Raw genomic sequence first — 20,699 nt, 5'->3', positions numbered from 1 at the left:
TATTCAATTTTTACACTATGACAGAAAATGAGAAATATCTCTACGATCGTTTCCTGATTAGTATAAAATCCGGATTCGAATCATTAGAAGATATTATTGACGGCGAAATCGAAGCTGTAGAAGATGAAGGCTGGGGAAATGAGATTCCCGAAGAATGGCTGAGAAAAACTATTACTGATGAATATCAGAAACATGAGGTGGAGAGTAAGAGTTGGCAACGGCCTACCGATACCGATAAACTACATGCCGTATTTGATAAGCTATGTCGCGAAAAAATTGTAGCCCTGCACAATGCGGGTTATACACAGTCTGATGCTATCTACGATGTACAGGATGTATGGGAAGATATCGAAGACAGCGGTGTTAAGCCTATTGGTTATTGTTATTATCACGGGCAAGATTTAGAGAGGGTAATAGAAACAGGTGTGTTATGTATCGGGTTCTATGGCGAAAAAGAAAAGAACGAAAAGGAAGCCATAGCCATAGGCAATAAGGTTGCATCGGCTCTCAGAGATGCAGGTTTTGAAATAGAATGGAACAATACTGCATCGAGGAGAATAGAGGTTCAAAACTTCAAATGGCAGAATGTTTTCACTACAGATGCAGATGTAGATGAAAAATGGGGTTATGACCGTGTCATAGAATTGATGACACGTTGAAGAAATAATGCTGATATAATAAATACAAGAGGTTGTCCGGACGGATAACCCCTTGTTGTTTATATTCCTTATTCTGATACGATCTCTTCTGCATATATCCAGCACTTGGTCTTTGTGTAATTGGAATAGGCGCTGGCCGGTGCTCCAAAGAAGAAAGAATATCTATATATCTTCTTCGTATTATCTATAGGTGTAAAAACCAGTTGACGGTATTCCGGATTTCCTCCGAAATATACATCCGGATTCCCATTAGTTTTCCAGCTTTGAGTGACTACACAAGCATTGTCGGAGTCGCCGAAAGCCCCTCCGTTATAGTCCGAAGAATGGAGAATCATTATGTTATCGTTGTCGCTATACACTGTGCCATTATGCTTTATTTGTATATCTGTCAAATTTAAACTCTGATTTGCATTAACAAAAAATCGCATGGAGTATCTACCGTCAAAAGTTGTTACTGCATATTCTGCACCTCCTGAGACTGCATACATAGGTCCCAGATATGTTCTTGTTTCGAAAGAAGCTCCGCCACGTCCGACTTTTGCTGTACAGCTTTTGCTAAGAAAAGAAATAGGAAAGCTGGTCTCTATCGGCGAAGAGGCGGTCGGCCTGCCTGTTATGGCATAGGTTATTTTCCCGTTCCCATATTCCAGAGTTCCGGGTTGCAATTTGTAATATAATCCGTCTATAGGGCCTAATTGCTCTCCACCGTCATACGATGCACCGTTACCGCCTGTATAAGGAACTTCCAGAATTCCGCTATAATCCTTATTATTAGTATATGTAGATGGTGTAAGCTGTGCCCCATCGCATAATAAAGATGTTATTGATGGAGGAGTGGTTGCTCTATCTGAAAACTTCATCCATGAATTCCCATTCCAGTAAAGAAATCCGCTAATGGCAAACTTATCGTTTTCACCTGTATTGTAAACCAGCAGACCTTTTGCGGGGTTAGATATAGTAGTCCTATCGGTGGACCCCGTTAAAGTGACTCGCGGTATTAAAACACCTTTATTCTTTGCATATATGTTGAGTGCAGCTGAAGGGTCTCCATTGGATGTGCCTACACTGACTCTCCCCATTTGGTATATGTTTTGACTGTTTTCAGTGGCGATGGTATCCGTACCCGGATTAGCATTTGATATTCGCCATGGGCCGACTATATCCAGCTTTTCCCATGTTGTACCGTCCCAGTATTCGACTGAGTTATCGGTAATATCATAAACCGTAAGACCTTTTGCCATTTTTATTTCATTCGGATCTGTCAGGTCTTCTAGCGACAGGCCTAGTTTTTCACTTGTTGTCAGTTGTGGTAATCTGATACCTCCTTTTGTAGATAAGGTTGATAATTCGAGTATTGAAAACTTCTGGGGTGGTATACCATCACCTATGGTAACCTGTGCTTGTAATTGTGTTGTTAATGATACCGTTAGAATAGATATCATTAAGAGGACATTTCTTGATTTTACTTTCATTTTGTTAGTCTAATTCTATTATTAATACACATTGTTGATGTTAATGTTTATGCTCAAGCAAGCATGTAGTGTAAGTCTGTAAATGTGAATTTAATAGAATATAAAAAGAGAATGGAGGGGAGTAATAGGCATTATAGGCAAGCTTGCCTTTCTCATTTTCTCATTTTACGATTGCAAAAGTATATAAAAAATGTAATTCTGGGAATTTATTAAAATTCACAGGAATGCATTTTTGTGTATTTTTAAGTTTTTTTAGCTGATGGTTAAAGTGCTAAATGTTGATATCGATTAAGTAATACATGATAAATACTGTCGCATTTTCTTAGGTAGTCGTAGGGGCGAAAGATCTTTCGCCCCTACAGCATTGAACACGACAATAAATATTATGCATCACTTAGATAAACTTTTGTCTAATAAATATTATATGGACTGCTTCACTCTGATATATTGATTCTTCCATTCAATGTCATTATTTAACTTTTGAGCAGCGTGTAGGGGGAAATACGCATCGCGCAAAAGTTCTCTTCCTATAAATATCAGATCGGCTTGTCCTTTCGCCAATATATCTTCAGCTTGTTGCGCATCATCGATAAGTCCTACCGCTCCGGTAATAATACCTGTTTGCTTCTTTATTTTTTCGGCAAATGGTACCTGATAACTCTTCCCGACCGGAATTTTTACGTGTGGAATATTTCCTCCGGAAGATACATCAATGACATCTACGCCTCTACCTTTTAGCAGTCCGGTTAGCTTAGCTGATTCTTCTACGCTCCAGCCTCCTTCAGTCCAGTCGGTTGCCGAAATTCTTACCCATAGCGAATGATCTTCGTTCATAAGCAGAGCTATAGCATCTACTATTTTCAATATCAAACGTATCCTGTTTTCAAACGTACCTCCATATTCATCATTCCTTTTGTTAGTCAGCGGAGACAGGAACTGATGGATAAGATAACCATGTGCAGCGTGTATCTCTATGATTTTATATCCTGCTTTTACAGCCCGCTGTGCAGCCAGAGCAAAATCATCTATTATCTTTTCTATCTGTACTTTCGATAGCTCTACAGGACTATTGTCAGCTTCATAAAAAGGAATTGCAGACGCAGAAACTGTAGTCCAGCTATTGCGGTCTTCCTTTAGTTGTCCGCCACCATTCCAAGCCAGATCGCAACTGGCTTTTCGTCCGGCATGGGCTAATTGTATTCCGGGTATAGCTCCATTTTTCGATACAAAGTCAGCAATCTCGCTCAATTTTGTTATATGTTCATCTTTCCAGATTCCCAGATCGCCATACGATATGCGTCCTTCGGGACAAACGGCAGTAGCCTCCTGTATGATTGCAGCCGAGCCGCCTACAGCACGGCTACCGTAGTGTACCAGATGCCAGTCATTGGCAAAACCATCTGTTGCCGAATACTGGCACATGGGTGACATCACTATCCTGTTTTTAAGGATAAGATTGCGTATTTTCAGTGGAGTAAATAATTTTGACATGGTTATTCCAGTCCTAAAGTTCTTAAACTCAAATCTATTTCTTTTTCGTCACCGGTGTGCTTACCCGATACATCAGACAGTTTTACCGCTTTCAGATATTTCTTATCTTTCTTGTTAGGCTTCACATCGGTGAGTTTGATAACAATATTCAACGGTTTTACACCCACATCGTTCGAAAAGAATGTGCCTATTCCGTAGGTATCGTGTATTCGGCCTCCAATATATTCCTGAATTTGTTTCACCGCTTCCAGGTTAAGAGAGTCGCTGAACACTAGTGTCTTAGAGGTGGCGTCGATACGGCTCTGTTCATAAAACTGTATGGCTTTATCGGCAAAGACAAGTGGGTCGCCGCTGTCGTGGCGTACTCCATCAAACAGTTTTGCCTGTTTCAGGCTAAACGAATTGAAGAACGCATCGGTAGTATAGGTATCTGTAAGTGCAATACCCAGACTGCCGTCATATACGTCTACCCAAGCTTCGAGCCCTTTTATATTTGCCGAACGATAACCAAATACGGCACCGTGATACATAAACCATTCGTGTGGCATGGTACCGATAGGCGTGGTATTGTATTTCATCGCCAGATATACATTGCTTGTACCTTTGAAGCAATCCCCTGAATTAGCCTGTAGTGCGGCAATTACCTTGTCTTGTACATCGAACGAAAAACGGCGGCGTGTACCGAATTCGGAGTAGTCTGCACCCATTTCTTTCAGGGCTTTCCCTTTCTGTGCTGCTTTTATTTCCACATCCTTAGGCTCGGCGCCCGTCATTTTGAAGTACAATTCCGATATAATAGCCAGCAGCGGAACTTCCCACAGTACGGTGCGGTACCAGTAGCCTTCTATTACTACGCTGAGTTCTCCGCCATTCTGTGTTATCTGTACCTCCGTAGGATCGTATTTGTATCCTTCCAGAAAGTCGATAAACACAGGGTCGAAAAAGTAACACCTTTTCTCTATATATTTTTTCTCTTCTGCGGTTAGCTTCAGGCTGGCCATAGCATCTACTTCTTCACGCATTCTTACGGCAAACCCTTCGGGAAATTCTGTCTTTCCTCTGTTGGTAAATGCATATTTTACGTAAGACCAAGGGTATAGCTTCTGTATAGCGTGCATTACTGAGAACTTGTAAAGGTCATTGTCTGTAAAATGTTGTATAATCATAATCGTTTGTTTACATTGTTTAGTTAACAAATATAAGTTATTTATATAACAAACTTATCGGCTAACAGTTGAAAGATCATTCGGATTTTACTCTCAGCCGAAAGAGTCAACGGTTAATAATATCTATGTCTTTCATTTTTTGTGCGGATTCCGATTATCTTACAGATAAAGCTTACCGGAAATATATAAAAAGACAAAACCGGTTCCAAAAACATTCGGAATCGGTTCTGTTATCTAAGATAGAGAATGATTAGTCCAGTTTATGTATTACCAGTCCCGAGCGTAGTTTCGGCTCGAACCATGTAGTCTTTGGAGGCATGATATTACCTGTGTCAGCTATATCCATCAACTGTTTCATAGTCACAGGATAAAGAGCCAGAGCTACTTTCATCTCACCACTGTCTACTCGTTTTTTCAGTTCGCCCAATCCTCTGATACCGCCAACAAAGTCGACGCGTTTATCAGAGCGCAGGTCTTTTATGCCGAGTATTTCATCCAGAATATATTTTGATGAAATGGTTACATCCAGTACGCCGATAGGATCATTGTCGTCATAAGTACCTGCTTTAGCAGTCAGGCTATAACATTTTCCGTCTACATAGATGGAGAAATTATGCAACCCTGTCGGAGGTGTTATTTCCGTACCTTTAGGTTCAACTGTAAAATGCTCTTCCAATTTTTTCAGAAATTCGGCTGTTGACAAACCATTGAGGTCTTTTACCAGACGATTATAATCTATAATATTCAGTTGAGTGTCGGGGAAGCATACGGCCATAAAGAAATTGTATTCCTCGTCACCTTTGTGGTTCGGGTTCTGTTTTGCCTTTTCTGCACCTACCAGAGCCGCTGCTGCAGAACGGTGATGTCCGTCGGCAATATAAAGATTCGGTATTGCGGCGAAAAGTTCGGTAATCCGTTTTATCACCTTTTTATCCTTAATTACCCAGAAGTGGTGACCTACACCATCTGTAGCCGTAAAGTCGTATTCGGCAGGGGTAGCGATCACGCTCTTTACTATATCGTCCAACTCTTTATTGTCGGGATACGCGAAAAATACAGGCTCTATATTGGCATTGTTTACACGTACATGCTTCATACGGTCTTCTTCCTTGTCGCGGCGGGTCAGTTCATGCTTCTTTATACGGTTGTTCATGTAATCTTCGGTATGCGAGCATACTACAAGTCCGTATTGAGTTTTTCCGTTCATGGTTTGGGCATATACATAGTAGTATTCCTCAGGGTCTTGTACCAGCCAGCCCTTTTCCTGAAACTTATTGAAGTTTTCTACCGCACGATCGTACACATCGGGGTGATGTTCGTCTATCATTTCTTCGAAGTCTATTTCAGGCTTTATAATCCTGTAAAGGGACTTCTCATTGCCTTCGGCTTCGAGGCGGGCTTCGAGTGAACTCAATACATCGTAAGGGCGAGAAACTACTTCACTAACAATGTTTTTAGGGGGTCTTACCCCTTTAAAAGGTTTGATTACAGCCATGATATCGTTTATTTATTTTATATAAGGTTAAACAATTACATATTTTCTAATAAATTGAAACTACTCCGGCAATTATTTATATGTGAATTTCAGTTGTTTTTAATTGTCAAATAGTTTATGTTCCTGCTATTTTGCTAACGGTAAGATAGCCCTTTTTCGTTTTGTTTGTTCTTTTTCTAAATTTTTTTTATCCTTTTTCTGATTTTTTATCAACAATGAACTATCTTTTTGTTAGGTACAAATATATAAAAACAATAAAATATAATAGAATATTCGTTTAAAAAATGTTATAAAACATATTTGTAAAAACATTTTGATATAAAACAGGAAATAAAGTTAATAATATTTTCTATTAAATACTTTGTTTTAAGATATAATTACTAATTTTGAAGACCTTAATAAGCAAAGGAGAATACTAATTACCTAATTTTTTATAGCAATGAAGAAAATTAATTTTAGCGCCGGGCCTTCAATTTTACCTCAGCAAACAATAGAGGAGACAGCAAAAGCTATTCTGGATTTTAATGGCTCCACACTATCGTTGATGGAAGTCAGCCACAGAGGAAAAGACTTTCAGGCTGTGATGGATGAAACTGTCGAATTGTTTAAAGAATTGTTAGATATACCGGCAGGTTATTCTGTAATCTTCCTTGGAGGCGGAGCCAGTCTTCAATTCTGCATGGTACCTTTCAATCTGTTGGAGAAGAAAGCTGCTTATCTGAATACTGGGACATGGGCAAATAAGGCTCTAAAAGAAGCAAAACTGTTTGGTGAAGTTGTAGAAGTAGCATCATCTAAAGAGGCTAACTATACATATATCCCTAAAGATTATACAATACCTACCGATGTAGATTATTTCCATATTACAACCAATAATACGATTTTTGGTACTGAAATACATACCGACCTCGATTCTCCTGTTCCGTTGGTAGCAGATATGTCATCCGATATATTCTCTCGTCCTGTAGACGTTTCTAAATACGGGTTGATATACGGTGGTGCTCAGAAGAATCTGGCTCCTGCCGGTGTTACATTCGTTATTGTAAAAGATGAATTGCTTGGAAAAGTAAATCGCCAGATACCTACAATGCTGGACTATCGCACACATATCGAAAACGGATCGATGTTCAATACGCCTCCGGTAGTACCTATCTATGCTGCCATGCAGACATTGAGATGGCTTAAAGCTAACGGTGGAGTAGCGGCTATGTATAAAAAGAACAAAGAAAAAGCAGCATTGCTTTATAACGAGATCGACCGTAATCCTGTATTCAAAGGTACATGTCAGGTAGAAGACCGTTCAATAATGAATGTATGCTTTGTGCTTTCATCAGAATATGAAGGAAATGAAGCTGACTTCTTAGCTTTAGCTAAAGAAAGAGGCCTTGACGGATTGAAGGGACACCGTTCTGTTGGTGGCTTCCGTGCTTCTATCTACAATGCTATGCCTATCGAAGGTGTACAAGCACTGGTTGATGCAATGCAGGAGTTTGAAAAAAGATTGGTTAAATAGGCCCCCTAATCCCCCAAGGGGGACTTCTCTTGTTCTGGAAAAATGAATATTAATTGTAACAATTAAAAAAATACCCTCATTATAGCCTCCCCCTTTGGGGAGGTTGGAGGGGCTTATATAAAATGAAAGTATTAATAGCAACAGATAAACCCTTTGCCGCAGAAGCAGTAAACGGTATCAGAAGTGTGATTGAGAAAGCCGGTTATGAACTGGTGTTGCTCGAAAAATATACAGAGAAAAAACAATTGCTGGATGCTGTAGCCGGTGCTGATGCCGCGATCATCCGCAGCGATATTTTTGATAAGGAAGTATTGGATGCTGCAAAAAACATGAAAATTGTAGTGCGTGCAGGTGCAGGTTTTGATAATATCGACCTCGATGCTGCTACGGCAAATAATATATGTGTGATGAACACACCGGGGCAGAATGCCAATGCTGTGGCTGAACTGGCTCTGGGACTTGCTGTATATGCAGTACGTAATTTCTATAACGGTACTTCGGGTACAGAGCTTTACGGAAAAAAACTGGGTATCCATGCCTATGGCAATGTAGGGCGTAATGTAGCCCGCGTAGCTAAAGGTTTCGGGATGGAAGTGTACGCTTACGATCCGTTCCTTACAGCAGAGCAGATAGAAAAAGAAGGAGTAAAAGCTGTTGCTTCGGCAGACGAACTGTACGCAACCTGTCAGGTGGTTTCTCTGCATATACCTGCAACTGCTGAAACCAAGAATTCTATCAACTATGCACTGTTGAGCAAAATGCCTAAGAACGCCTTGCTTATCAACACAGCACGTAAGGAAGTAATCAATGAAGCAGAAATGGTGAAACTGTTGGAAGACCGTAAGGATTTCAAATATGTTACGGACATTATGCCGGGTAACCATGCCGAACTGGCTGAAAAATTCGCCGGACGTTATTTCTCTACTCCTAAAAAGATGGGAGCCCAGACAGCAGAGGCTAATACAAATGCTGGTATTGCTGCGGCTAACCAGATAGTAGACTTCATAAAGAACGGTAACGAACGTTTCAGAGTAAACAAGAAGTAAATGATTTTATTTTCTAAAATAGAAAAACTCCGGTAAAAGTCTTACCGGAGTTTTTTCGTTTAGATGAAATTATTTGACTGTTAACTAAAAACAAACTGAGAAATGAACTTGTCATTATCCCATTCGTCTTTGCACTTGATGCCGATTCCCAGTTTGCTGAGAATGTATTTCAATTCGTTAGTAATCGTGTCTATGTAAATCAGACTGATCTCTTTCAACTTCAGCAGAGATGAGAAGTGATCATTGCTATTGTTGTCGAGTTTTATACTTTCGTAGCTGAAAACTTTGTCATCTTCTATTCTGAATATATTTACGGTAGTATCTTCCTTTATTTCCTTGCTTGGAACTCCTTTATCCATGATTATTGCTATAGTCTTTACCATATTGCGCCCATTCTGAGAATTAAATAGTTCTGTGCCTCTATTATATAAGACTGTTTATCTCCCGGAATGTTTTAAAGCCCTATGCGTTTTTAATGAAGTTTTTGTTTTGGCTGTTCTAATTCTGAACGAATCTAATATTTTCTTATAAAAGACAAACGGTTTTGCTTGCTTTCTGGTATAGGTTGATAAAGAGGTGATATGAGAAATAAATAACTTTATCTGTAAGGTATATTCAGTTAACAGTATTGACCGGATAAAAAAATATTAAAACGAATATACGGGTAGACATGCGAGTCTGCTCCTACAGGAAAGGTAAAGTGACAAACAAACTGTGCAAATGTGTTACCTTTACATACGCTTCGCTCCTGTGACCGTTGGTTGTTACCTTTTGTTGTTAACTGTTGACTGATCACTGTTGACTGTAATTATTACCCCGACATATCATTACCCATTTTCATCAACCTTACAGGCTTAAATTGCAGGAAGTATAATACAATGCCTATCAGCAATAGAATGCCCAATATCAGCATCCATCCGGCTATGGTTTTTATGCTGATGGTGACGGCTTGTACCTGTATTTTCTGGTATAGGAGATTTGTTGCAATGCGTTGGGCATCTTCGAGGCTCCACCCTTGTGACAAAGCTGAATTTACAGATGAGGTAAACTGGCTGTTAGCAAGAGGGTTTTGCATATCTACTCCTTCCGACAAGATACTTGTATTTTTTTGCTGCAGGCGGTAGAGCCAGTTAGTCAGTACAGAAGCACCAATGGCAGGAGCAAGTGCCGAACGTGCGGTGATAAGAAAGAATGCATTGTATATAAGTTGCCTCGGTGATAATCCGTATATACCATAAATTGCAAAAGCCACAAACAACACAAGCATACCGATACCTCTGAGAAACATGAGCAGATACAGGTCTTCATACAAGCCGTTTGGTGTTATCTGAAAGTATAACAAGGCTATGGACAATGTAAAACAGGCGAATCCCAGAAATATGAGCCATGCCATACGTATCTCTTTAAGGAACCAGTAGTAACAGATGACGCCACCAACTAAAAAACCGGGAATCATATACAGGTATAATTCGTTTACATGGGTGCTGTCCAACCGAAGTACATTAGTAGTGTATGACGAAATGAGAATACTGAATGAAGCATAAAACATGAGCAGGAAAGACAGGAGATAAATGGTCACTGAGTTTCTGTTCTTCAATACGCTCATATCCAGAAACGGCGTGTCGGAAAATTGGCGGCGGATGAAAAGCCAACCGGTCAGCGGAATCAGTATCGTAGCGATTATAATCTGACCCGAATTGAACCAGTCTTTCGTCTTTCCGTAGGTTGCCACATAGACAATAGCCATAAAGCAAACCGATACGAGGAAAAAACTCAGCCAGTCTATATCTTTGAAAGGTATGCGCACAAGCCTTCGGGCAAACGACATACATATTACTACAGCAATGATCGACACCAGCAACATGAGTATCATAAAATAGTACATATATTGCCAGTTGTATATATAAGCCAGTTCGGCTGTTAATACCAGTGATAATTGTCCGCAGGTGAGTATTATAGGATAAAACTTTGCATAAAATTCGTTACGTGTGCCACTCGGACTCAGGACAGGCATCAGTATGTTGATAGTTTCTATCATAGAGAATGCCTTGAAATAACCGATGAAGAAACTGCATATAATGATGATCTCTATATAGCTGGTTTCTGCACAGATAAAGCTGAGAAGCACCTGAAACAGTAATACAATGAGGATAATTGTTTTTGCTGTGGCAATAGGTTTTACTTTGGGTATTACCAGATGTGCAACAGCCATGCCCACCGATGAAGCATAATACGCCATATTGATGTCTTCGGAGATAACACCGAGATAACTGGATATGTCGATGTTACTTCCGGTATATGCCCCGTTCACCAGCAGTATGGGTATCAGTATGATGAGGGCAACAACAGTTTTCAGCCAGTTGGGAACCCAACTTCTAAATGGGCTTATAGCCGTTGTTTTTATAACAGGGATAATCATGTTGTCAGTCTTTTATAGCTTCGGTAATCACCATCATTCCGGCACGCAGTTTCTGCATATCTTCGGCAGTGATATCCTCAAAGTCGATGCGTACAGGGATACGTTGCTGTATCTTGACAAAGTTTCCGGCCGAATTGTCGGTCGGCAGCATGGAATATTTCGATCCTGTGGCTTCCGATATGGCGGTTACTTTACCTTTAAAGGTCTTTCCTCTAATGGCGTCTACCCTTATTTTTACTTCCTGCCCGATGTATATATTTCCTATCTGCATCTCGCGATAGTTGGCTATGATCCACTTGTTGTCGTTCTTTATCAGGTTGGTAATTGTTTGTCCTGCCTGTACCAGCTGCCCAACTTCGAGAGTACGGCGTCCTACATAGCCACTGTATGGGGCTGTGATTACCGTATACGACAGGTTTAATTTTGCCATTGCCAGATCGGCCTCACGCCGCAGGATTGTAGCCGCTGCGTTTCCCTGCTTCTTCGATGTTTCGGAAGATGTGGACTTCAATGACTCTTTCTGTCTTAGCAAAGCGTTGTAGTGAGCGGTTTGCGCATCGAACTCACTCTTTATTTGATCATACTGCTGTTGCGATACCGATTCGGCATCAAGCAGGTTCTTGTATCGTTTCATATCCTGTTCGGCTCTCCACAGACGGGCTTTAGCCTCTTCTATGTTGGCATCCGATACGGCTACATTTGTTGAGGTAGTGGCTATGCTCGATGAGAGTACCGATGAGGTGCTTTGCGCATCCATCAGTGCAGCTTCAGCATCCATTTCCTTTATCCTGAACTCGCGGTCGTCTATAATGAGCAGGGTGTCGCCTGCATTTACCCATTGGTGTTCGGTGAATCGTACTTCCTTTATATATCCGGCTATGCGCGAATTAACGGGGGTGATGTACTGCTCTATGGTAGCATCGTTAGTGATCTCATATCTGTAGTACCGCATAAAGAAATTGACACCCCATATAATGCCTCCCAGTGCAAGCAGTATGCTGATAGTGTTGAGTATAATGTTGCGGGTACGCTTCTTTTTCAGTTTCAGATAGGCTTCCTTTTCTTCTAGTTTGCTGTCCGGTATATTAGTTGGTTTGTCTGTGTCCATAATTATAAGTTTCCACTAACTTTTTGTAATTGATAATAAGTATATATTGCGTTGGTCTTAGCTGCTGTCAGCTGCAACTCGGCATTTAACTGTACCGAATTGGCATCCAGCAGATCGGTGAGTATCGCCAGTTGGTTAAAGTATTTATTCTTTACAATGCGGTAGTTCTCATTCGATTGCTCCAGTGTCTTTTCCAGAGCCTTAATTCTGTCCAGTGCTTCCTGATGTTTTATGAATGCCGATTTTACTTCGGTACGTATATGCTGCTTCTGCTGCTCCTGAGCTAGTTCCTGTAAGTGTATCTGGCTTTTGGCTGCATTTGTATTATGCTTCTTGTCGAACAGGGCAGATATGTGATAGCTGAGATTCAGCGTTACACCCCAGGCATTGAGGTATAAGTCCTGAGCCGGAGATACATTCGGTATCGGGCGTGCAAGCGTATTACTTGCCTGTAGCGACAGGGTAGGGAGGTAGTCGGCCTTGGTCAGTTTCAGGTTGTTCTGTGCCAGCGCTATATTGCGTTCTGCTATTTTCAGATCGGGATATTGTGCATAAGCCTGATATATATAATCGTTTTCAGTCTGTATAGCCAATCGGTAAGACAGCAGATTCTCGTCCGGTTGCAGTATCGTATTTTCGTCCAGTCCCAAAACTATATCCAACTGTTGCGAAGTAAGTTGTATGTCGTTCTGTGTCTCTTTAAATGAAAGTTCGTAATTAGTGAGAATGATCTGGCTGCGAAGTACATCATTCGAAGTAATCATCCCCTGTTCTTTCATCTTCTCTATATCGCGCAGGCGGATCTGTGCTTCTTCTATATTCTTCGTGTACACTTCACGCTCTTTGTACATATTGAAGAGATCCAGATACTTGCCTATCAGCCATAGTCGCAGGTCTGATTTATCCTTTTGCAGCGAGAGTTCGGCTACTTGTCTTTCCAGATCGGCCTTTTCTATACTGTTTTTGATACGTCCGCCCTGATAGATCGGCTGAGTAGCACTCACCTGATAGTTTTGTTTCCAGTCGGGTGTATTGGAATGTTGCAGGAAAGAAAAGTCCTTGTCGAGGATGATGGGAGTACCTACGTACCCGAATAGCCCGTTGATCGAAATATCCGGCAATCGTTTGTTCTTTGCCAGACTTACCTTATCTTCCGAAATCTGCGTTTTTACAATAGAGGTCTGAATGGCTATGCTGCTTTGTATCCCTCTTTCGAATAGTTCGTCTACTGTCAGTCTGTATGTTGTTTGGGCTGTAAGCGGTAGCGATATGGATAGTATTGTAAATAGGGTGTATAAATACTTTTTCACTTGCTTATTACTTAATTATCTTTTATTGTTCCTGTAAACTCTTTCATATATTCTATGCACAGTTGTATATGTTCGGTATTCACATTTTGTTCCAGTGTTGTATATACATCTTCTATAATGTCTTTGATCTGTATATACAATTGTTCTCCTTTCTCTGTCAGCATAACCAGCTTGTTGCGCTTGTCTGCGGCATCTTCTTCGCGTGCGATCAGTCCTCTTTTCTCCATGTTCTTTATCAGATAAGAGAGGCTCGATTTGTCTTTGAACGTCAGATTTGCCAGTTCCTGTTGGTTCACTTTATCACCAACCCTGTCCATACAGCGCAATATGTGTAACATCTCAAATGTCACATCTATATTATGCTCTCGTATTTTTCTATGGATTATCTGACGGTAGAAAGACTGCGTTTGCAATATTGTTTGTACAAATGTTTGCATCATGTCTTTATCATTTTTTTCGACTGCAAAGGTATAACAAAATAATTTAGTTGAATGTTTAACTAAATTGTTTTTTGTAATATTTTTTGTAGGTTTATATAATGTTTCTAGATTTGTATAGTTGCTAATTTTAAAGAAGACTTCTCAAAAACTTTTATAAACTATAACCCGATACTATGGACAAAAAACTCCGGTTGATCGCTTGGGCAGGATGTGTATTCTCGCTATATTCCCTGTTTACATATATCCTTTATATATTCATGGGTGATAAAACACCTTCCACTATATTTAGTTTTTCGGCAGTTGCTTCTCCTGTTAGTTTTCTTAGAGAGTTGGCTTTGGTAGTTGGATTTATCATTAATATTTTATTTCTTTCAGGTTCGGTTCTATGCCTGAAGACTAATGGTCGGGAAGTGCGTTTACTGCGATTCTGTTTTAGTCTGGTCTTTATATATAATGTAGTACCTATTCTATCTATACTGATCTTCGAACTGAAAAATATGAGTGTGTTATATGCCCTGATCCTCCTTATCAAGATTTCTTTTCTGGTAGTTTCTTATCTGGCATTAAAACATATGACTACTTTAAAATCATTGAAAGTGGAATCATACAAACTGGGAGATGCCGAGATAAGTAATTATGTGGAAACAACAGGCTGGCAACGCTTTTCGCACCTTGTAACCGATCTCTTATTACTGATGTTCTTTTTTTACCCTTGGGTGATATGGCTGGGGCGGTTAATGGAGATACCTAACAGCATTGCTGCATCTTTCCTTGCAGTCTGTTTTATCATATTACAGTTATTTTTCTACATATTGTTTGAAACAATATTCGGAGCTACCCCCGGTAAATACCTGACCGAGAGCCGCACGATAAAAAATGATATGGACAGCTTACCTGTGGGAACCGCTATTCTACGTAGTTTTTGTCGTATTATTCCTTTCGAGCGTATAGCTTTCCTGCTTGGCAGCAGATGGCACGACAACTGGTCGGATACCAATGTAGTCAGAGAAGAACAGACCGGTGTGAGTGGTAAAAGCTATCTGATAGGTATATTGGGTGTGATAGTTAGCTGCACAGCTATTTTTTATGGGGCTAAATTTGCAGGAGACATGTTGGAAAAGGCGGATCGTGATAAACAATATGAAACAGAAAAACAGACAGAAAGGGACAATTTGCTGAAAAGGGCAGAGCGGGTATCTACCGAAGCATTCTTGGTATTTGAAAAAGACTGGTATAAAGTAGAACGCATAAGTAACGATACTTTGTATACGGTATTTGTCCCTACCGACTCATATTCACCGGATATTTCTTCTGTTTATAATTCATATAATTCGATCGACCTAGTCGGAGATTCGCTCATTCCGATACTAAAAAGCGAGTTGATAACCTCTGTAAAGAATGATGTGAAGATGTCATATTTGCAGGAGGGAAGTGTACACATAGGAAATAAGGGCTATGAACTGAAAAATATCATATATATAGATGAACCGGCTATAAGCAGAAGTGGTGGTGGAAATTATCGTTACTCCTCCGATCAGAGAGATAACTATGGAGAATTTTCTCTTTCATTCTATAATGACGGCTGGCCATTGAAAGTAGTGGAGATGGAGCAAAGGTTAGGTGATATAGAATGGGATCACTCTCCTTTGAATAATACCTATACCGATCGTTATTTCTCCTTAAATGGAGTATTCAAATCAGGCGATAAAGATTTTGAAACTCTTTTTATACATGAAACTCCTTTAGGTGAACGAAGACGCTATCTGTTGAAAATACATAAGGATAGGAGCGGTTATCCAAATGCCTATATCGAAGAGTTAGATTAGCTATCCGATAGCCTCCAATATTTTTTTATAGATAGAGTTTTGGCTTAGTATGTGGTCATTTCCTACAAGAAACAGCTGCTCTCGCGCACGGGTAAGTGCTACATTCAGTTTTCTGTCTACAGTGTTTTCCCTGTTCATATTGCTGAAAAAGCGGAGCTGATAAGGCTTATTGAAGCAGAACGAGAAGATTATAACATCGCGTTGGCTACCCTGATAGCGCTCTACCGTATCTACCATAATATCCCTTAGTTCGGCAATTCCGGTTTCTTCCAGTTTACGCTTTATCAGTGCTATCTGATTGCGGTATGGGGTAATGATTCCCAATGTTTTTTGTGAATCGAAATCCAGATTGTTGGCACGGTAAACCTCCAATAATGCTGTAGCCAATGAAACGACAGTATCAGCTTCGGCAAGGTTTATCTTATCAGACGAATTGGAATAGTCGGACACCCTTACAGGAACAAATCCGATGCGGGTATTCGCTACCACAGACTGATATTTGTCGTCCGCATCGTAGTTTGGTAAAGATAATGGTATCTGTTGCCTTTCGGTAGCTGTCTTAAGCCGATTGTCGTAAAAGCTATTATTTACCAGTTCGGCAATGTCGTAGTGCATACGGCCATGATATGTCAGTGTATCATAAGCGTGTGTCCATTCGTTTTTCTGACAGATGTGGTATAGGCGTTCAAACAGTGACTCGCGGCAATCGTACAAGCCGATAGCGTTAAGCTCACTATCGGTGACCTTAGATTTGTTCTCATCCTGCAAAGTGATTGTAGATAGCTGTTTGTGGTCACCTATCATTATAAACCTGTCGCACTGAGGGAGTAGTCCAATTATCTGAGGTTCCAGTATTTGCGAAGCTTCATCTATAATAGCTGTATCGAACTGTTTCAGATCGAATAGCTCCGACTTTCCGGTTACGGATGCCAGCGTACCAATGAAAATACGGGTATTGTCTATTTCAGTCAGCAGTTCTTTCCTGTTTTTTGCCTTATGTGAGATATTCTGCAACAGGCGATGGCGATATGGTTCACCGCACGAAAGCTCTGTGCCGATACGGATATACTTGCTACACGCAGCCTCATCTTCGCCGAAAGCTGCACATACCGATGCGCATAATTCGTCTACAGCCCTGTTGGTATATGCTATGACAAGAATGTTTGTATTGGGTTCGGCATGTAGCCGTTCTATCAGTTTTCGGGCAAAAATAGATGTCTTGCCTGTTCCCGGTGGCCCTACGATGAGGAAATAGTCTTTGGCTGACAAGGCTTTATTTATAATGACTTCCTGCTTTAGCTCTTGGGAGTATTCTCCTGTATGAACTTCATTATAGGATGAATCCGGTTGTCTGATACCTAACAGCAGTTCTTTTTTCTCGATTGGCGAAGCAAGGAAAGCAAACAGGCTTTTAAACATGGCATTATAGCTGTGATCAAGCTTGTCATGCTCTACCGCCCAATATCTGTATTTCGTGAAAAAGTTTCGGTTTCGCTGTTTATATCTGAATCTCAGTATTACTTCCGTTGATGATATTTTTACGACCGTTCCTTTCAGTATCTGGTTTGTCAGCACCGAATCGTCTTCCTGCTCTTTCGGATAAAGGATACAAATTTCGCCCTCACGAAAATTGACACAGTCGGGCTGTATTTCCCGTCTGAAACGGATAATCATATCGCGTCCGCTATCGTCTATGCCTTCTATCTCCAGTCCGGCTATCAGATCCAGTCCATCGCGCCGTTCCTCAAAAGTAGTGTTCCATAGTGCGGAAACACTCATTGACGAATCGTAACCTTCATCTCCTGTTTTTTGCAGGTACAGTTCACGCGATATAAAACTGATATACCGGTAGAAATATGCTTTTTCCACAGTAGACGCACCGTCTAGTATCTTCTTGAGTTCATTTAGCTTGTCAGTGAAGAACTGCGGTACACGTCCGTAATTATTCATGTCAAATAATTTACGGAAAGTATCTTCTACCGTTCCTCCATCACCGATATATAGATCGTGTTCGGTGGCTACGATCAGGTTGCGTGTATTGATTATTTCTTTCTCCAGTTGTTGATAGAAAGCGGCAAAACGGATGTTCTCTCCATCGTTTTCCGCAGCCGAATACAAGATGGTCGGATATATATGGCGTGCATCTTTGCCGAATACACTTTGTATCATCAGACGGTAAACAGCTGTTTGTGTCTCGTGATTCGGTGCTATCTTGGTCACATCTTCGCGAGGGTAGGGTGGTTTGCCCGATTTCAGTTCTATAATGCGGTCTGTTCCTGTTCTGTCTTCTGCCAGTTGTAGCAAATCGAGCCTTCCCTGAAAACCATACTTTTCACTGAAGAAGGATGGTTCAAGTATGCAGTCCGCTGCCTTAAAACCGTTGGCAGGCATATCGTTCAGCACTACACGCTTAATGTTGTTGAACTGGCTTTCGGCTTTCGCCATAAACTCTTTGAAGTCGCTGTTGTTTTGTATCTCCTTACACGAAGCATATTCAAAGGGCATGGAACGAAACGACTTCATAAAGGTATCTTCGAAAGTCACTGTAGCAGCATCTTCTGCATAGATCAGTTCGTCCAGAAAATAGTTAGCCAGATTTCCGAGCAGTATATAATGTGTATTTGCATTCGGTTCAAACTTGCGGCGGAAGTAATGCAGATGTGAATTCCCGTATGACTGAAAGCACTCGGCTATTGCAGAAGCATCTATCAGGTAATCGGGCTCAAGTACAACTATTTTCGGAATATAGTAACCCTCACCGTCTTCTTTTACGTCTATCAGGTTGAGTTGTGCCCCTGTCCACAGTCGGCTGATAGTATCGTTAAACAAGTCATTTACATGTTCAATATTATATTTTACCCGCAACGTTTCGTCCGTAAGGCTGTCGGACTGGCATATAATTATTTCGTTTTCCCTGTCTATATCCAGTACCTGTACACGTATCTTGTCGAGTGATAGAGGTGTAGTGTTCTCCTTTTCAGCATTATCTGATAATTCAATAGTATTGCCATTGATAACCAAAAAGAATTTTTCCAGTGTTTCCTTCGCCTGCTCATATTGATATGGCGATATAAGGTGTTTTTCGCTGCGGAGGAGGAAGGCTGCCTTTATTCGTATGTTTTGCAAGCGCCATTCCAGCGATTTGGGCAGTTCATATTTCTGAGATATGAATACAAGGCGCGAGAATAAAGAAGGAAACTGCAAAGATTCACTGGCAGTGATATCTTTACAGCTTCGTTCGAGTATTTGTTTCAACCGGATATATTTGTTCCTTAGTGATAGATCCGATTGGTCTATTTGTTGTATTTCAAGAGAATAGTCGGATAATACGATGAGTGGTTTATCAGACATATACCTAGTTCTTTACCTTGAATTCCAATTCGTTGTTAAATTCTATATTAAATGTGGTATTCCGTTGCCTCGGATTAGGTGCTTCGCCGTATATAGCAAGTGAGACACTTCCCTTTTGCAGAATTATTCTTGTCATCTCTTCTACAAATTCGCACAATGTATGCTTAGCATCTAATGGAATGGTTTTTCTATGTTCGTCTACTGCCCATACAATATTACAATAAGTATTACCATCCAGAGCCAGACTGGTATATATAGGATCGCCATAAGTGAAGTCCGGACTGTAGAACCGCCATTCGGCATTGTTAACCGTTATATTGTCTACATTCAGTGCAGATGTTTCCACTCCTGTTATATCAGAAGCTGATATAATCATATGGAGTGCAAATTCTCCTTCATTGTCTGTTTTAATGTTTTGATAAACAGTTCCCTCTGTAGATACTATTAGTTGTGCTTTCTCATTGCTGTAATTGTCCTCTTCTCCATTACTACAAGATGAGAGGAAAATACAGGATAATGTTAGTAAGAATATAGTTGCTTTTTTCAAGTTCAAGTTGTTGCTTTAATTAGTATCTGACTTCAAAGTCAAAGTCATTTCTAACTTCAAAATCAAAAGAGGTATCTTGGGATGTACTAAGTAGTTCACCGTCAATGTAAAACTTGAGTTGGCCATTGCGAGCTAAATTATATGTCATATTGGACATAAATTCTCTTAGTAAATAGAGGTCTTCATCTATTACCATTGCTACTCTGTCACCATAATCGTTAACTATAACTATCATTCTTAGTGTGTACGATTTTACGCCATCGGCTCTCAATCTTATATTTATCCGATCATTCGGTCTGAACAAATTACTCTGGAAAAGGAAAACTTCAGACTCATATGATCTTACGTCTACAATATCTAATCTGCGTGCATCTATGCCTCTGATATCTTCAGCACGCAAATTATAATTAAAACTGAACAGCCCCCCTTCATAAGTGTAAATAGGCTCCTTGTCGTTAACTGTGGATAAATTAAGTGTACCACGTAGCCATTCATAGTCATCGCTTTCACATGAAGAGAAAGCTACTAGTGCAGTAACCGCAAATAATACTGCGAATAGTTTGTTCTTAAATTTTTTCATATCATTTCTTTATTTTGTGACAAATGTACATAAATATCTTTTATTATTTATATGACTGTAATTTTTGCGTTTTGTAACATCGAGAGTTATAGTTATAGAAACTTTTTATAAAGGGTAAACACTTATTTATTAAAAAGGTTTGCCTATCTTTGCCGCTGAAATCTTAGGGGTGCCTTAATAGAACGGGCTGAGATCATACCCATATACCTGATCCGGGTAATGCTGGCGTAGGGATTGAGAATTATGCTTCGCGCACGCATATTTTAAAATTCGGGA

Annotated in this window: 16 protein-coding genes and 1 riboswitch; of the genes, 4 read left to right on the top strand and 12 right to left on the bottom strand. The window is 40.3% G+C overall.

Annotated elements, in window-relative coordinates; genetic code table 11:
* The first annotated feature begins 17 nt into the window (after positions 1 to 17).
* Entirely contained in the window at positions 18 to 659 is a 642-nt protein-coding gene (locus M2448_RS03565) for a hypothetical protein (RefSeq protein WP_280644912.1), read from the top strand.
* Positions 660 to 727: 68 nt separating this feature from the next.
* On the opposite strand, the gene M2448_RS03560 is transcribed toward M2448_RS03565, so the two are convergent.
* From M2448_RS03560 to M2448_RS03545, 4 genes are all read right to left on the bottom strand, one after another.
* Positions 728 to 2,101, bottom strand: a complete 1,374-nt coding sequence (locus tag M2448_RS03560) for a hypothetical protein (protein ID WP_280644911.1) — start codon at positions 2,099 to 2,101, stop codon at positions 728 to 730.
* 450 nt (positions 2,102 to 2,551) lie between these two features.
* Entirely contained in the window at positions 2,552 to 3,622 is a 1,071-nt protein-coding gene (locus M2448_RS03555) for an NADH:flavin oxidoreductase/NADH oxidase (protein ID WP_280644910.1), read from the bottom strand.
* 2 nt (positions 3,623 to 3,624) lie between these two features.
* On the bottom strand, positions 3,625 to 4,788 hold the full coding sequence (pncB, locus tag M2448_RS03550) for a nicotinate phosphoribosyltransferase (protein WP_280644909.1): 1,164 nt from the start codon (positions 4,786 to 4,788) through the stop codon (positions 3,625 to 3,627).
* Between the two features lie 250 nt (positions 4,789 to 5,038).
* The gene (locus tag M2448_RS03545; RefSeq protein WP_280644908.1) at positions 5,039 to 6,283 is read right to left on the bottom strand and encodes a DUF1015 domain-containing protein; all 1,245 of its coding nucleotides are present in this window, start codon (positions 6,281 to 6,283) and stop codon (positions 5,039 to 5,041) included.
* Between the two features lie 439 nt (positions 6,284 to 6,722).
* Here M2448_RS03545 and serC point away from each other — a divergent pair, with 439 nt between their 5' ends.
* The gene (gene serC, locus M2448_RS03540; RefSeq protein ID WP_280644907.1) at positions 6,723 to 7,796 is read left to right on the top strand and encodes a 3-phosphoserine/phosphohydroxythreonine transaminase; all 1,074 of its coding nucleotides are present in this window, start codon (positions 6,723 to 6,725) and stop codon (positions 7,794 to 7,796) included.
* Positions 7,797 to 7,918: 122 nt separating this feature from the next.
* The gene (locus M2448_RS03535) at positions 7,919 to 8,842 is read left to right on the top strand and encodes a 3-phosphoglycerate dehydrogenase (protein ID WP_280644905.1); all 924 of its coding nucleotides are present in this window, start codon (positions 7,919 to 7,921) and stop codon (positions 8,840 to 8,842) included.
* Positions 8,843 to 8,922: 80 nt separating this feature from the next.
* Here the strand turns inward: M2448_RS03535 and M2448_RS03530 are convergent, their stop codons facing one another.
* The 5 genes from M2448_RS03530 to M2448_RS03510 all read right to left on the bottom strand — a co-directional run bounded on the left by M2448_RS03530 (position 8,923) and on the right by M2448_RS03510 (position 14,119).
* Positions 8,923 to 9,225: a hypothetical protein gene (locus tag M2448_RS03530; RefSeq protein WP_280644904.1), complete on the bottom strand. Its 303-nt coding sequence runs from the start codon at positions 9,223 to 9,225 to the stop codon at positions 8,923 to 8,925.
* A gap of 428 nt (positions 9,226 to 9,653) precedes the next feature.
* Positions 9,654 to 11,261, bottom strand: a complete 1,608-nt coding sequence (locus M2448_RS03525; RefSeq protein ID WP_280644903.1) for an MFS transporter — start codon at positions 11,259 to 11,261, stop codon at positions 9,654 to 9,656.
* A gap of 4 nt (positions 11,262 to 11,265) precedes the next feature.
* Positions 11,266 to 12,369: an HlyD family secretion protein gene (locus tag M2448_RS03520; RefSeq protein ID WP_280644902.1), complete on the bottom strand. Its 1,104-nt coding sequence runs from the start codon at positions 12,367 to 12,369 to the stop codon at positions 11,266 to 11,268.
* A 2-nt stretch (positions 12,370 to 12,371) separates the two neighbouring features.
* Positions 12,372 to 13,679 (bottom strand): TolC family protein, encoded by a 1,308-nt coding sequence (locus M2448_RS03515; protein WP_280644901.1) that lies wholly within the window; start codon positions 13,677 to 13,679, stop codon positions 12,372 to 12,374.
* 11 nt (positions 13,680 to 13,690) lie between these two features.
* Positions 13,691 to 14,119, bottom strand: a complete 429-nt coding sequence (locus M2448_RS03510; RefSeq protein WP_280644900.1) for a MarR family transcriptional regulator — start codon at positions 14,117 to 14,119, stop codon at positions 13,691 to 13,693.
* A gap of 173 nt (positions 14,120 to 14,292) precedes the next feature.
* Between M2448_RS03510 and M2448_RS03505 the strand changes: the two genes are divergently transcribed.
* Positions 14,293 to 15,945, top strand: coding sequence for an RDD family protein (locus tag M2448_RS03505; protein WP_280644899.1), 1,653 nt, complete (start codon positions 14,293 to 14,295; stop codon positions 15,943 to 15,945).
* Here M2448_RS03505 and M2448_RS03500 read toward each other — a convergent pair whose 3' ends face one another.
* The 3 genes from M2448_RS03500 to M2448_RS03490 are packed head-to-tail and all read right to left on the bottom strand — an operon-like array spanning position 15,946 to position 20,423.
* The gene (locus tag M2448_RS03500; RefSeq protein ID WP_280644898.1) at positions 15,946 to 19,296 is read right to left on the bottom strand and encodes an AAA domain-containing protein; all 3,351 of its coding nucleotides are present in this window, start codon (positions 19,294 to 19,296) and stop codon (positions 15,946 to 15,948) included. It lies immediately after the preceding gene.
* A gap of 4 nt (positions 19,297 to 19,300) precedes the next feature.
* On the bottom strand, positions 19,301 to 19,843 hold the full coding sequence (locus tag M2448_RS03495) for a hypothetical protein (protein WP_280644897.1): 543 nt from the start codon (positions 19,841 to 19,843) through the stop codon (positions 19,301 to 19,303).
* A gap of 19 nt (positions 19,844 to 19,862) precedes the next feature.
* Positions 19,863 to 20,423 (bottom strand): hypothetical protein, encoded by a 561-nt coding sequence (locus tag M2448_RS03490; protein WP_280644896.1) that lies wholly within the window; start codon positions 20,421 to 20,423, stop codon positions 19,863 to 19,865.
* A 156-nt stretch (positions 20,424 to 20,579) separates the two neighbouring features.
* A riboswitch (TPP riboswitch) is annotated at positions 20,580 to 20,675 on the top strand.
* Positions 20,676 to 20,699 lie beyond the last annotated feature (24 nt).

It is taken from the genome of Dysgonomonas sp. PF1-14, assembly GCF_029892965.1.
Taxonomy (GTDB): Bacteria; Bacteroidota; Bacteroidia; order Bacteroidales; family Dysgonomonadaceae; genus Dysgonomonas.
This window is presented reverse-complemented; position numbering and strand designations above follow the sequence as displayed.